At 62.4% G+C, this 13,710-nt stretch carries 11 protein-coding genes; 5 read left to right on the plus strand and 6 right to left on the minus strand.

Features of this window, described 5'->3' with window-relative positions; translation table 11 throughout:
• The first annotated feature begins 3 nt into the window (after window positions 1–3).
• Complete coding sequence (locus WDB88_RS16980) at window positions 4–3,114, plus strand: multidrug efflux RND transporter permease subunit (protein ID WP_330629324.1); 3,111 nt, start codon at window positions 4–6, stop codon at window positions 3,112–3,114.
• Window positions 3,111–4,502 carry an efflux transporter outer membrane subunit gene (locus WDB88_RS16985; protein WP_330629325.1) on the plus strand — a complete coding sequence of 464 codons (1,392 nt, stop codon included), beginning with the start codon at window positions 3,111–3,113 and terminating at the stop codon, window positions 4,500–4,502. Before WDB88_RS16980 ends, WDB88_RS16985 begins: the two co-directional genes overlap by 4 nt.
• 169 nt (window positions 4,503–4,671) lie before the next feature.
• Here the strand turns inward: WDB88_RS16985 and WDB88_RS16990 are convergent, their stop codons facing one another.
• A complete protein-coding gene (locus WDB88_RS16990; protein WP_330629326.1) occupies window positions 4,672–5,616 on the minus strand; it encodes a capsular polysaccharide synthesis protein in 945 nt (314 codons plus the stop codon).
• A gap of 54 nt (window positions 5,617–5,670) precedes the next feature.
• On the minus strand, window positions 5,671–6,723 hold the full coding sequence (locus WDB88_RS16995) for a hypothetical protein (protein WP_339109876.1): 1,053 nt from the start codon (window positions 6,721–6,723) through the stop codon (window positions 5,671–5,673).
• Between the two features lie 189 nt (window positions 6,724–6,912).
• On the opposite strand from WDB88_RS16995, the gene WDB88_RS17000 reads away from it, so the two are divergent.
• Entirely contained in the window at window positions 6,913–7,848 is a 936-nt protein-coding gene (locus tag WDB88_RS17000) for a glycosyltransferase family A protein (protein WP_330629328.1), read from the plus strand.
• Between the two features lie 169 nt (window positions 7,849–8,017).
• Complete coding sequence (locus WDB88_RS17005; protein WP_339109877.1) at window positions 8,018–9,100, plus strand: acyltransferase; 1,083 nt, start codon at window positions 8,018–8,020, stop codon at window positions 9,098–9,100.
• Window positions 9,101–9,157: 57 nt separating this feature from the next.
• Here WDB88_RS17005 and WDB88_RS17010 read toward each other — a convergent pair whose 3' ends face one another.
• The 4 genes from WDB88_RS17010 to WDB88_RS17025 are packed head-to-tail and all read right to left on the minus strand — an operon-like array spanning window position 9,158 to window position 12,667.
• Window positions 9,158–10,249, minus strand: a complete 1,092-nt coding sequence (locus WDB88_RS17010) for a 4-oxalomesaconate tautomerase (protein WP_339109878.1) — start codon at window positions 10,247–10,249, stop codon at window positions 9,158–9,160.
• Entirely contained in the window at window positions 10,242–10,916 is a 675-nt protein-coding gene (locus WDB88_RS17015; protein WP_339109879.1) for a 4-carboxy-4-hydroxy-2-oxoadipate aldolase/oxaloacetate decarboxylase, read from the minus strand. Before WDB88_RS17015 ends, WDB88_RS17010 begins: the two co-directional genes overlap by 8 nt.
• A 12-nt stretch (window positions 10,917–10,928) precedes the next feature.
• On the minus strand, window positions 10,929–11,897 hold the full coding sequence (locus WDB88_RS17020; RefSeq protein ID WP_339109880.1) for a VOC family protein: 969 nt from the start codon (window positions 11,895–11,897) through the stop codon (window positions 10,929–10,931).
• A gap of 38 nt (window positions 11,898–11,935) precedes the next feature.
• Window positions 11,936–12,667 (minus strand): PIG-L deacetylase family protein, encoded by a 732-nt coding sequence (locus WDB88_RS17025; protein WP_330629333.1) that lies wholly within the window; start codon window positions 12,665–12,667, stop codon window positions 11,936–11,938.
• A 165-nt stretch (window positions 12,668–12,832) separates the two neighbouring features.
• Here WDB88_RS17025 and WDB88_RS17030 point away from each other — a divergent pair, with 165 nt between their 5' ends.
• Window positions 12,833–13,708: a DUF1932 domain-containing protein gene (locus WDB88_RS17030; RefSeq protein WP_339109881.1), complete on the plus strand. Its 876-nt coding sequence runs from the start codon at window positions 12,833–12,835 to the stop codon at window positions 13,706–13,708.
• The last annotated feature ends 2 nt before the right edge of the window (window positions 13,709–13,710 follow it).

A 13,710-nucleotide genomic window follows, 5' to 3' on the forward strand; every position in this document is an offset into this window, starting at 1 on the left:
CCGATGGCACAGTTCTTCATTCACCGGCCCGTCTTTGCTTGGGTGCTTGCGATTGTCCTGATGATCGCGGGTGTCTTCGGGCTGAACTCGCTTGCGATTTCGCAATATCCCGAAGTCTCGCCGACCACGGTGCGGATTCAGGCCACCTATACCGGAGCCTCCGCCCAGATCGTGGCCAATTCGGTGACATCCGTCATCGAGGACGGCATGACGGGGCTGGATGGTCTGCTTTACATGACCTCGAACTCCTCGCAGGGCAGTTCGCAGATCTCGCTTGTCTTCAACTCCAGCACCGACGCCGATATGGCGCAGGTGCAGGTGCAGAACAAGTTACAGCTGGTCGAGAGTTCCCTGCCCACAGCCGTGACCCAGACGGGGGTCTCGGTCACCCGCTCCACCAGTTCGATCCTGCTGGTGGGCGCGCTTGTCTCCGACGATAACAAGCGCAGCAATGTCGAATTGGGGGATCTCTTCTCCAACCAGATGGAAGATACCGTCCAGCGTCTGGAAGGCGTCGGCTCGATTCAGGTCTTCGGGTCGGAATATGCCATGCGCATCTGGCTCGATCCGGCAAAGCTTTACAAATACTCGCTGACCCCTTCGGATGTCACCGATGCCGTTTCGGAACAGAACACCAATGTCACGGTCGGGTCGCTGGGCGATCTGCCAAGCAAGAACGGGCAGGAAGTCACCATCTCGCTGAAGGCCCAAAGCCAGCTTTCGACGGTGGATGATTTCCGCAAGATCCTGCTGAAAACCAATGATGACGGCTCTTCGGTCTATCTGGGCGATGTCGCTACGGTCGAGCTGGCCGATGACGATTACTCGGTGCTGGGCCAGTATAACGGCAAGAACGCCACAGGTTTCGGCGTCAACCTGCAAAACGGTGCCAATGCCGTCGAGACCTCCGAGCGCGTCCATACCGCGCTTGACAAGCTGGCCAAGTCGCTGCCCGAAGGCGTGACGCTGGTCTATCCCTATGACACGACCCCGTTCATTCAGGAATCCATCCACCAGATCTATCACACCCTCTTCGAGGCCATCGTGCTGGTCTTCGTGGTGATCATGGTCTTTCTGCAAAGCTGGCGGGCGACCATTATCCCCTGTATCGCGGTGCCGGTGGTTCTGCTGGGCACATTCGCCGTGCTTGCCGCCACGGGGATGTCGATCAACACATTGACGATGTTCGCCCTTGTGCTGGCCATCGGGCTATTGGTGGATGACGCCATCGTTGTGGTGGAAAACGTCGAACGGGTGATGGAAGAAGAAAAGCTGGGCCCTGTCGAGGCGACCGAGAAATCCATGAAGGAAATCTCGACCGCGCTGGTGGGGATCGTGGTGGTGCTGTCTTCGGTATTCCTGCCGATGGCCTTCATGTCCGGCTCGACCGGTGTGATCTACCGGCAGTTCTCGGTGACCATCATTTCGGCAATGGTGCTGTCGTTGCTGGTGGCGCTGATCCTGACGCCGGCCATGTGTGCAAGCCTGCTGAAACCCTCGCATGACAAGCCCAAGATCTGGCCCGCGCGCAAGTTCAACAAAGGCATGGACCGCGTCAATTCCGGCTATACCGGCACGGTCATCCGCCTGATCCGCCGTCCGTTCCGGATGCTGGTCGTGGTGGTGGCGGTTGGCGTGGGCATTTATGGCGTCTATTCCCGCCTGCCTTCGAGCTTCGTACCGACCGAGGATCAAGGCGTGCTGATGGCGTCGATCTCGCTGCCGCAGAACGCGACGCGGGCGCAGACCCAGCAAAGCGTTACGGCCATCACCGACTTCATGAAGCAGAACTACCCCGACGCGACCAAAAGCGTGTTTGCGGCGATCGGCTTCGGCTTCTCGGGGTCCGGCCAGAACAATGCGATGATGTTCGTCAAGCTGTCGGATCTGGAAGACCGCAAGGGCATCACGGCAGCCTCCATCGCGATGAAAGCCAATATGTTCTTCGGCTCGGGGCGTTACGGGCAGGTCTTCTTCCTGCAACCGCCGCCGATCCACGGGATGGGCTCGTCTGACGGGTTCGAGATGTATCTGATCGACCAAGGCAATGAGGGGCTCGACAAGCTGCGCGAGACGGCCGCCAAGGTGGCCCAGAAAGCGCAGGAATCGGGCAAGGCAACCGCCATCCGCGGCTATGAGGCCAATTCCAAGACGCAGCTTGCGATCAATCTGGATGCGGCCAAAGCGCAGTCGATGGGGCTGACGATCTCGGACATCAACTCTAACCTCTCGACCATCTTCGCGGGCAGCTATGTCAACGACTTCACGCTGAACGGCAAACTGCGCGACGTGCGGGTGATGGGCGATCAGGCATACCGGATGCAGCCGGGCGATATCAAGAAATGGTATATGCGTAACAGCGATGACGAAATGGTTCCGATGTCGGCCTTCTCGTCGCAAAGCTGGGGGCAGACCTATACCAAGATCGCCCGTTATGGCGGCGTCAACGCGATCGAATTGCAGGGCTCTCCGGCATCGGGCGTCTCGTCCGGGGATGCGATGGCCGAAATGGAGAAAATCGTCGATAGCATGGATGGCAATTACCAGAGCGCCTGGGTCGGCCTGTCCTATCAGGAACAGCTCTCGGGCAATCAGGAACCGATCCTGTATACGCTTTCGGCAGTGGTCGTCTTCCTTGCGCTGGCGGCGCTTTATGAAAGCTGGTCGGTGCCCTTCGCGGTGATGCTGGCCGTGCCGATCGGCCTGCTCGGGGCGCTGATCGCGGCTCTGGTCTTCGGGCAGTCGAATGACGTCTACTTCAAGGTCGGGATGCTGACGACCATCGGTCTGGCGGCGCGTAATGCCATCCTGATCGTGGAATTCGCCGAGACACTCCGCGCCGAGGGGCTGGGCCTGTTCGAGGCGGTGAAAACGGCCGCGCGGATGCGTCTGCGCCCGATCCTGATGACCACCTTTGCCTTCGGGCTGGGGGTTCTGCCCCTTGCCATCGCCAGCGGCACAGGTGCAAATGCGCAGAACTCCATCGGGATCGGCATGTTGGGCGGGATCCTCTTCTCGGCTGTCTTCGGTATCCTGATGGTTCCGGTATTGTATGTGGCGGTCCGTCGTCTTGTTGACAGAAAATCCGGCGCAGGCCGCAAGGAGAATGCATGATGCGCTTTATGAAACTGGTTCCGCTAATGGTTCTCGCGGGATGTGCGGTCGGGCCGGATTACAAAACGCCCGCCGTGCCTGTCACCACCCAATTCGTGGGCGGGGACACCAGCCCGCTGGCGCAGGTGGCCTATCGTGCATGGTGGCGCGATTATCGTGACCCGCTGCTCAACGAGCTGGTCGAGACGGGGATGAAACAGAGCCTCGACATCCTGCAGGCGCAAGAGCGCATCCGTCAGGCACGCGCCCAGCTTCGCCAGACCGGCGTGAACGAGGCGCTCAGCGGGTCGGCCAGCGGGTCCAAGACCCGCTCGGGCGTCACCAAAGGGGGCGGGTCCGGCTGGGACAATGCCACCGGCACGCTGGATGCGGATTTCGTGCTCGACCTGTTTGGCGGATTGCGCCGCGAACGCGAGGCGGCCAAGGCCAATCTGGCAGCCAGCCAGGCCAATGTCGGCACCGAGCGTCTGGCATGGCTGGCCGAGCTGGTCGCCGATTATGCCGATGCGCGCTATTACCAGCAGGCGCTGGAGCTGACGCGCAAAACCATCGCGACCCGTCAGGATACGTTCAACATTACCCAGCAGGAGGTGAATGCCGGTGCCGCGACCACGCTGGAACAGGCCGAAGCCGAAGCCGCGCTGGAATCGGCCAAGGCCGATCTGCCCAACTACCTTGCGCAATTCCGCGCCAAGGTTTTTGCCATCGCGACCTTGCTGAACGTGCCCGCCGGCCCGTTGATGGACCGGATGGAAAAAGGGGCCGCCCCGTTGCGGATTCCGACCGACAGCGCCACCGGCGTTCCGGCGGACCTGCTGCGCAACCGTCCCGATATCCGCTATTACGAAGCGGTGCTGCATCAGGAAGTGGCCACCGTCGGCGTGGATACGGCAGCCCTTTACCCCTCGCTCAGCCTCTCGGGCACCGTGTCGGGCACCAGCAAATCCACCAGCTGGAGCTTCGGCCCCACCATCACCCAGGCCATCTTCAATCAGGGGTCCCTGCGCGCCGCCCGCGATGCGCAGGTCTCCGCCGCCAAACAGGCCGAGATCGACTATCGCTCGGCCATCACCTCGGCGGTGGAAGATGTGCAGGTCGCGCAGTCCAACCTGCGTCAGTACCGCGCGCAGGCCGCACAGCTTAACCGCGCGGCGCAATCCTATTCCAAAGCTCTGGAACTGGGGCGCACCACCTATCGCAATGGCGGCATGACCCTGCTTGACCTGCTGGATACCGACCGTTCCGAAGCATCGGCACGGATCTCGGCAGCCTCGGCGGCCAATAGCGCGGCACAGGAATGGGCGACCTTGCAGATCGCCATCGGCGCGGGCGCAGGCTATGCCGAAAGCCCCGAAGAGGCTCCGGCCCCCAAGGCCGCCGCCAAATAGGCTTTGGGATAGGGGGGGCGCGCGCCCCTGCACCCCCAGAAAAGGGCGATCCCGTGAGGGGTCGCCCTTTGTGGTCTCGGCAAGCCGCGCGGGTAAACCGTGCCGTCCCTCGGAACGGCGCTTAGGAGCAGCCCCTAAGAGCGGCGGGAAGACAGGCGCGCCGCACGGGCTATTGCGCCGGAAGGGCGGATCGTGGAGCGGCCAGCACGGGCTGCGCCTCGGCAAGAAGTGCCTCCAGCCGGTCGACCAGCCCCTGCGGGTCCAGGCTGGAGCGGTGACTGAGCTTGCTGACCGGAAAGCCACATTCCTGCGCGGCAAGGAAGGGATCGAGCGTCGCATTCCCCTCCAGCGCGGCCATCAGATAATAGGCGGGCACGGCGGGCAGGCTTCCGGCGGCACGAAATGCATGGCGCAGCTTCGCATTGCGGATCATCGCCCATTGGAAGGTGTAGATCATCATGAAATACTTGCGCGGCGTATGGCGCAGGCGGGTCACATAGGCATCGTAATCGGCACACCAGCGCTGGATCAACGGGTTTTCGGGATGGGCGGCGATAAACCAGTTATCCACCCAGCGGTCATGATAGGGGCCACCAAAGGTGAAAAAGCCGGTCTGCCCGCCCAGAAGCGGCATCCATTCATCCAGCGGGCGGTGGCAATAGGTGGTCACATCGGCCCAAAGCCCGCCATAGCGGGCCAGCAGGCGCAGCCGGAGCGCATTGGCATGCAGACGGAACGCCAGGCTGTCATCGATATCGGACAAATCGACCCATTCGCCGACCGTCTCACGCGTCAACACGCGCAGATCCCAGCCCGGGTTCATTGCCCGCCACTGGGCAATGCAGCGCTGCACGACGGGGGGGGCGGCCTCGATCCCCTGTGCCCAATACATCCAGATGATCTTCGGGATCGCCCGCCCGCGATAGGGGGCGTAATATGCCGGTGTCGCCTCGGGGGCATTGAACATCATCTGCGCGGTCAGATGGCGGTTATGGCGGTCGATATGGCGGGCGTAAAGTTCAAGCCCCGGCGCATAAGGCAGCTCCGAACGCAGCCATTTCGCGGTGAACCGCGCGGATTTGAGAGCTTTGGACAGGCAGGAAGGAAGGGGCATGGGAGATCCTGAAAACGGTTTTCAGAAGGAATTTAGGGAGAGATGGCGCGCGGGCTACAGGATTGCGTCGAGTTCGCGCCACACACGCAGGGCATTGGTTTCGAAATAGGTTTGCGAATACCGCTCGTGGATTCTGGCACAGGCGCGGGCGCAAAGCACATCGAAAACCTTCGGGCTCTCCTCGAAAGCGGCAATTTGTTGCTCGACCGTCAGCACCATGCCCGCGAAATCGCCTTCGGGGATCGGGAAGCCGGTGCTCCGGTCGAAATATTCCGCAGCCCCCAGCCCGTCATAGCCAATGGCCACCGCCCCCGCAGCCATCGCTTCCGCCGCCGGAAAGCCAAGGCTTTCGCGCCGCATGAGCGAGATGAAAAAGCGGCTTTTGCGCAACTTGTCGATCACCTGTGCGCGCGGGATGCCATCAATCGCTTCCAGCCGGTAGCCCTGTAGCTTGCCGCGTTTTTCCAGCATCTCGACGATCTGGCGCGCCTCTTCGGGACGCTTGCGCGGCATATAGGTGATCAGCCGCTCCTTGTCGGGCATCGGCACGAAACCGATCTCTTCGGGCTTCATGCTGACCGGAAATTTCAGCACCGTCTCGGCCTCGATCAGGTCGAGATGGATATGGCAGACCTCGGAGGTGCTCAGATAGGCCCGCACCGAGCGCGCCGGATCAAGGCCGCGCTCGACCGCGCGTTGATGGCTTTCCATCAGCAGGAACGGGTTCTGCACCAGAATGCACAGTGTCTGGCCGGGGAACGCCTCCAGCGCCTCGGCCAGAAAGAGTTCGGGCATCACGATCACATCCTCCGGCCGCGCCACGTAACGCGGATTGGGGCCGGCAAGGCGCACCCGGCGGCGCGTCTTGAGATAATATCCCAGACGGCTGCGGCGCGGCTGGTAACGGCCATAGATACGGTCGAATGCGCCGGTCCAGAATTTGGGCAGATCCTGCGGATGGTCGGGATAGCAGCCGGACGGGCTGTTATGCAACAGCGCGCAATCCAGCCCATTGCGTCGCAACAGCGCCACCAGATCATAGATCACCGCGACCCCGCCTGCAGCTTTTGTGATGTCCGGGCTCCAGAAAAGATAGCGACGGGTCATTGAATATCCACGATAAGGAATAAATTTAACCCTGTTTTGGCCTTTTGCTGCGCAGTTGACAAGCATGTAAGCGGATAATCGTCAAGGTTGTGCCGCGACGCAGCGACAATCGTGTGAGGTCTCTTGTCATGGGCGCGCCAAAGGGTCAAACTGCATCAAAGCCGCTTCAATTTCAGCACGGAACCTTTCATGCCCCACTCAGGTCGTCGCTATGCACTGATCACCCCCTGCCGTGACGAGGCGCAATATATGCGCCGCACGCTGGACAGTGTTGTCGCGCAAACCGAACACCCCGCCCTCTGGCTGATCGTCGATGACGGTTCGACAGATGACACCCCGCAGATCCTTGCCGAATATGCCGCGCGGCATGACTGGATCCGCGTGGTTCCCAAACCCAATCGCGGCGCGCGCGCTGTGGGTCCGGGCGTGATCGAAGCCTTCTATTTCGGCCTTGACCAGATCGATATGGGCGCATTCGACTATATCTGCAAATTCGACCTCGATCTGGAAATGCCCAGCGGATATTTCGCGATCCTGATGGACAAGATGGAGGCCAATCCGCGTCTGGGGTCGTGCTCGGGCAAGCCGTGGTTCATGTGGAACGGGGCCAAGGTCTCGGAGAAATGCGGCTCGGAAATGTCGGTCGGCATGACCAAATTCTACCGTGTGCAATGTTTCCGCGAGATCGGCGGCTTCGTGCGCGAAGTGATGTGGGATGCGATCGATTGCCACAAATCCCGCCAGCTTGGCTGGCAGGCCCGCGCCTTTGACGACGAGGCGCTGTCTTTCGAGCATCTGCGCCCGATGGGGTCGTCGCAGAAGTCGGTCTATACGGGACGGATGCGCCACGGCTATGGCCAGTATTTCATGGGGTCGAGCTTCTGGTTCTTCACCGCAAGCTGCATTTTCCGCATGGCGCACCCCCCCTATGTCACCGGCGGGCTTGCCTCGTGGTGGGGATATGTGCGTGCCGCCCTTCAGGGCAAAGAGCAGCTCCCCGACCCCGAGTTGCGCGCCTTCATCCGGTCTTACCAGCGCCGCGCACTGGTCAAGGGCAAGGATGCGGCGATTGCCGAAATCGATGCAGCACAGGCACCGGTCTGGGATGCGCGCGCCGCCGTCTGAGGCGCGGCACTCCACGCCGGTTCCCGCCATCTAGCCGCTCAGTCGCTTTGGCGCCGCGACCGAAAGCCTCTGGCCGCGCCGCCACAGGGCGCCCGCTCGAACAGCTCGCACAAACGGGGCGCTCAAACGGGGCGCGCTCCCCTTCTTTCCGGGTCAGAAAGGCACCGCGATGACAGGACCACAGAAACGCGAAACGCATGTGGAAACCATGCGGGGACTGGCCTGTCTGGCGCTGGTATCCTACCATGTGGTCGGCGCGACCCCGCAGGTCGGGCTGGAGGTTCCCGGCACCGACTGGCTGTTCCGGCTGCAACTGATGCTGGCGGATATGCGGATGCCGCTGTTCAGCTTCATCTCGGGCTATGTCTTCACCGCCGTGCTGAGTGCGCGCAAAAGCTGGGGGCAGGTGCTGAACAGCAAGATGCGCCGCCTGCTGGTGCCGATGATCTTTGTCGGCGGCCTGTTCTGGGTGATTGGCGATGCCACCGGACGGGTGCAGATGCCGTGGGTCGATACTCTTTTTCTGCCCTATGCGCATTTCTGGTTCCTGCAGGCGACCTTCACGCTGATGGTGCTGCTTCTGGCGCTCAACTGGCTTTATGCGCAAATCAGGCCCGACGCCTTCGCCCGCGACCCCAAAGCGGTGTCGGTGCGCAATGCCGCGCTGATCGGCGCCCTCGGGGCGGCCATCTTCATCTCGGGGCGGCTGGACGGGTTCCAGATCTTTTCCTTCCCGCGTGCTGCCTATCTGGCGCCGTTCTTCATGGGCGGGCATATCGTTGCGCAGCGCTTGAAACCGGCACTGGCGGGGCTGTCGGATCGCGGCTGGCCGCGTGTGCTTGCCGGTCTCTGGCTGGGGGCGCTGGTTCTGTGGGGGGCGCTATGCGCCTTCCAGCTTCTGGGCCCGTGGCAGTCCGAGATCCGGCGCAGCCTGTCGGTGCTGGTCGGGCTGACAGCCGCCCTGTCCTTTCTGGTGCTGCGGGTCCATATCCGGTTTCTGGCATGGATCGGCGACAAGTCCTTTACCATCTACCTGTTCCACGTCTTTTTCACCGCGGCGGCAACCTTGGCGATGCAGCATCTCCTGCCCGCTCTTGACCGACACTGGATCTATCCGGTCTCGCTTCTATGCGGCCTGACCGGCCCGATCCTGCTGCATCAGGTGATCCTGCAGTCGCGCCTGTCGCGCTTCCTCTGTCTGGGGATCGGCATGCCCTTCGCACCGCGTCGCGTGGCCACTGCGGCACGATAGAACGGGACGGGCCTGCCCGCCCCGCCCCGCATCAGAATGTCCATCCCCGCGCGGGGATCAGTCGGCGAAAACCTGCCCCGCAAACAGCTTGCGCGCCGTGCGCACAGATCCTGCGGCCACGGGATAACCCGCGCCATCGGTACGCAGGACAATATCGGCCGCCCCCGTCGGATGCTCTATGCGGAAGGTCTCGCCCTCTGGCAGCCGCGCAAGAGGCGCGGCCACCGTGCCTTCAATCGTGCAGGCCGAGGCCACACTGATCGCGGCGAAAACCCCGATAGAAGCGTGACAGCGATGGGGAATGAAACTGCGCGTCGCAATCACCCCGTCCTCTTGTGCGGCACTGAGAATGGTCATTTTCGGCACGGATTTCTCGGACACATCGCCAAGCCCCATCAAAGGCCCCACCTGCAGCCGCAGGGCCTCGAGCCTTGCGCGCAGGGGCATGTCCCCTTCCAGCGTCTCGCGGCTTTCCTGCCCTGTCAGCCCCAGATCCTGCGCGGCGACAAGCGCGACCGGCATGCCATAATCGATCAGGGTCATCGCTATGCCATCCACCCAATCGCGCGGCTGGCCGGTGGGAAACAGGTGACCGCACATCGACCCCGCCAGATTGGAAAACAGCAACCGCACCGGTGCCGCCGTACCGGGCACACCGTCAATCGCGGTCGTGCCCCGATAGCTGACCCGCCCTTGCGGTGTCTGCACCGTGGCCTCGGCAATCTCGCCGGTATTGCGCATATGGATCCGCAGCGATGTCTCGCCCTCCTGCGCGGCAACAAGCCCCAGCTCCAGCGCCGCAGGCCCGACACCGGCCAGAATATTGCCACAGGCCTGCGCATCCGACACCAGCGCCTGATCGACAAAGACCTGCAGGAAAAGGTAGTCGATATCGGCATCGTCGCGACTGGGCGGCGAAAGGATCGCCACCTTGGAGGTCAGCGGATCGGCCCCGCCGATCCCGTCGATCTGGCGCGGATCGGGCGACCCCATGATCCGCAGCAAAAGCGCATCGCGCGCCTGCCTGTCTGCGGGCAGATCGCTGGCACGGAAATACGCCCCTTTCGACGTCCCGCCGCGCATCCACAGACAAGCGATCCCCTCGGACGCCCCGCCGTCGCCGGACCCGCCGATCTGCGGCTCAGACATAGCGCAGGCCCTTTTCTTTCAGACGCGGGCGCATGTCATAGATATCCAGCCCCAATTCTCCGGCGGCAAGCCGCTGGCGCTTGGCCTCTTCGGCGGCAAGCCGTGCCGTGGCGTTGGCCATCACCTGCGCGGCCTGCGCCCGCTTGACCACCACCACACCATCATCGTCGGCGCAGATCACATCTCCCGCCTCGATGCACTGCCCCGCGCAAACCACCGGAATATTCACCGATCCCAGCGTCTCTTTCACCGTGCCTTGCGCCGAGATCGCCTTCGACCAGACCGGAAAATCCATCGCCTTGAGATCCGCGATGTCACGCACCCCCGCATCGATGATCAACCCGCGACAGCCGCGCGCCTGCGCCGAGGTTGCCAGCAGATCGCCGAAATAGCCGTTATCGCAGGGCGAGGTCGGGGCCAGCACCAGAATATCGCCGGGCTGGAGCTGTTCGATGGCCACATGCACCATCCAGTTATCGCCCGGCGCGGCGGAAATGGTCACGGCCGATCCGGCAATCTTTGCCCCCGAATAGATCGGGCGCATATAGCTTTGCAGACAACCGGTCCGCCCCTGCGCCTCATGGACGGTGGCCACACCGGCCTGCGCAAGAGCCGCGATCACATCGGGATCGGCGCGTTGGATATCTTGGACTACCACAGGCATCATTCTCTCCTTCTTTCAGGCTTTCCGGACCGGCGGGGTGCCATGCAGATGGAAGCTCTCGATGGTCTTCAAGCCCCAGGCCTGCCCCTTCTTGCGCTCTGTCTCGGTCCAGGTGACGGTCTCCCAGTCGGGGGCCAGAATGAGCCGCGCGCCGGAATTGGCCAGCTCGACGCGGTTGCCCGCAGGTTCCCAGACATACAGGAAGAACGTGCCCTGAACCGCATGCTTATGCGGGCCGGTTTCGATATGGATGTCGTTTTGCAGGAAGATATCGGCGGCGCGCAGGATGTCCTCGCGCTGGTCGGTGGCATAGGTCACATGATGCAGCCGTCCCGTGCCACCGCCATGTTCTTCCGTGCAGGCAAGGTCATAGGTCTTGTTGTTGACGGTGAACCAGCAGCCCCCCAGCCGACCGTTATCCAGCTGGATCTGTTCGGTCACCCGCGCGCCCAGACAGGTGGTCATGAAGCGGCGGAATTCGGTCACGTCTTCGGCCAGCAGGTTGAGGTGGTCAAGACGCCGCGGGGCAGCGCCGGTAAAGGACGACGCGGTATTCTTCAGCGCGGCCCGTTCTGCCGCATCCGGCGCGGTATACCAGTTGGTATCGTAATAGATTTCGAACAGATGCCCGAACGGATCCTCGAAACGGAACGCCCGCCCGTGCGACAGATCCCCGTCATTCCAGCCGATCACCTTGAAATCCGAGGCCTCGATGGCCGCAACCCGACGCTCCAGCGCCTCGGGCGAAGAGGCGCGATAGCCGATATGGGCCACACCCGTGACATCGGATCTGGTCAGTTTGAGCGTGCAGAATTCGTAATCATCCCATGCCCGCAGATAGGCCGAGTTCCCGTCCTGCGCCGAAAGCTTGAGCCCGTAGACGCGGGTGAAAAAATCGAGGCTCTCGTCGAATTTGTCGGTGAGCATCTCGACATGGCCGAGATGGGCAATGTCGAAGCTTGGATTGGTTGCCGGATGGCTCATGATAGTCTCCTCCCGAAACGGCCCGAGGGCCGCCTCTCTTACAATTCGTCGACGGTGCGCGGGAAAACCGACTGGAACCCCTCGCCATACTGGCAGTCACGCCCTCCCGACATACCACCGGAATTGCGCTTGAAATGGTTGGCGCGCTGTTGGGCCACGCGGGTGTAATATTCCCACAGATGGACCTGCCCGTTCATGCATTCCATCGCCGCCCGCTTCTTGTCCCAGACCGATGTGATGTCGAGGAACGTATCGGGTTTCCAGCCCATCTGCTCGGTCTGATGCGGCTCGAACAGGTATAGTTGCGGCGCGCCCAGCACCTTCTCGCCCGGATTATGCCCCCAAGCCTGCGCCACCATCCGCGCCTCAAGCGCGATGCGGGTGGTATACATATGGTCGGTATTATAGGGATCATACTGGCTATGGCTGAGCATGAATTTCGGCTGCACCTTACGGATCAGATCGACCAGACGGAATTTGTCCTCGCGGTCAAGCTCCAGCGGGTAATCCCCCAGATCGAAGCAGTGCAGATCGGCCACGCCCAGAACCGCGGCGGCTTTCTCGGCCTCGTCACGGCGGATCGCCTTCACCTCGTCAAGCGATTTGCCCTCTTTCCAAAGCCGCGCGCTTTCTCCCCGCTCTCCGAATGACAGGCAGGCCACCGTCACGTCATAGCCAAGCGCGGCATGCAGCGCGATGGCCCCTCCGCAGCGCCACACGAAATCCGCCGCATGCGCGCTGATCACCAGCGCCGTTTTACGATCTGACATTCTTTCCTCCGAGATCCCCGAAACCTGTTGTCGCAAACTTCCGGAAATCCGGCAGCGGAGGCAATTCAGAAACATTCGCCAACCCATAAGAACGCGCTATAACCGCTTTGAAATACGCACCGATCGGCCCAAAATTCATACGAGTTTGCAAGGGGCCATGACAGGATGACACAGCTAACATTGATCGGGTTCGGAGAGGCCGCCCAAGCCTTTGCCAAGGGCTGGAACGCCCCGCGAGGCTTTGACTTGGGCTGCTATGACCGGAAGATGGGCGGCGCAGAGCGCGCCACGGTTCTGGAGCGGGCGGCGGCGCTCTCTGTCACCGCGCAGGACAGTCCCGAGGCCGCCCTTTCCGGCGCACAGATCGTGCTGTCGCTGGTGACCGCCGATCAGGCTGTCCATGCCGCGCGCGACTATGCGCCCTTCCTGCGCCCTGAGGCGCTGTGGCTTGACTGCAATTCCTGCGCGCCCAGCAGCAAGACACAGGCGGCGGGCTATGTGCAGGCGGCGGGCGGGCGCTATGTGGATGTGGCGGTGATGGCACCTGTCTATCCGAAACTGCATCATGTGCCGCTGCTGGTGTCCGGCCCGCATGCGGCATCCGCCCTGCCCTATCTTCAGGCGCTGGATATGCGTGCCACGCTGGCAGGCCCCGAAATCGGCGCGGCGTCTTCTGTAAAGATGATCCGCTCGGTGATGATCAAGGGTATGGAGGCGCTCAGTGCCGAATGTCTGCTGGCGGCCCGCCGCGCCAATCTGACCGATGCGGTGATCGCCTCGTTGCAGGCTTCCGACCCCGATACGGATTGGGCCGCACGGGGCAATTACAATCTGGAACGCATGATGGTGCATGGCACACGCCGCGCCGCCGAGATGGAAGAGGTCGCCAAGACGCTGGCCGATCTGGGGCTGCCCAACGACATGGCGCAGGCCGTCACGCGGTGGCAAAGGGCCGTCGGGTCACTGGGGCTGGGCGCGGGCAAAGATGGTCTCGAATCCCGCAGCACCGCTGTGCTAGAAGGGTTGGCACATAAAGGGTAAGG

The organism is Thioclava sp. GXIMD4216 (assembly GCF_037949285.1).
Lineage (GTDB): Bacteria > Pseudomonadota > Alphaproteobacteria > Rhodobacterales > Rhodobacteraceae > Thioclava > Thioclava litoralis.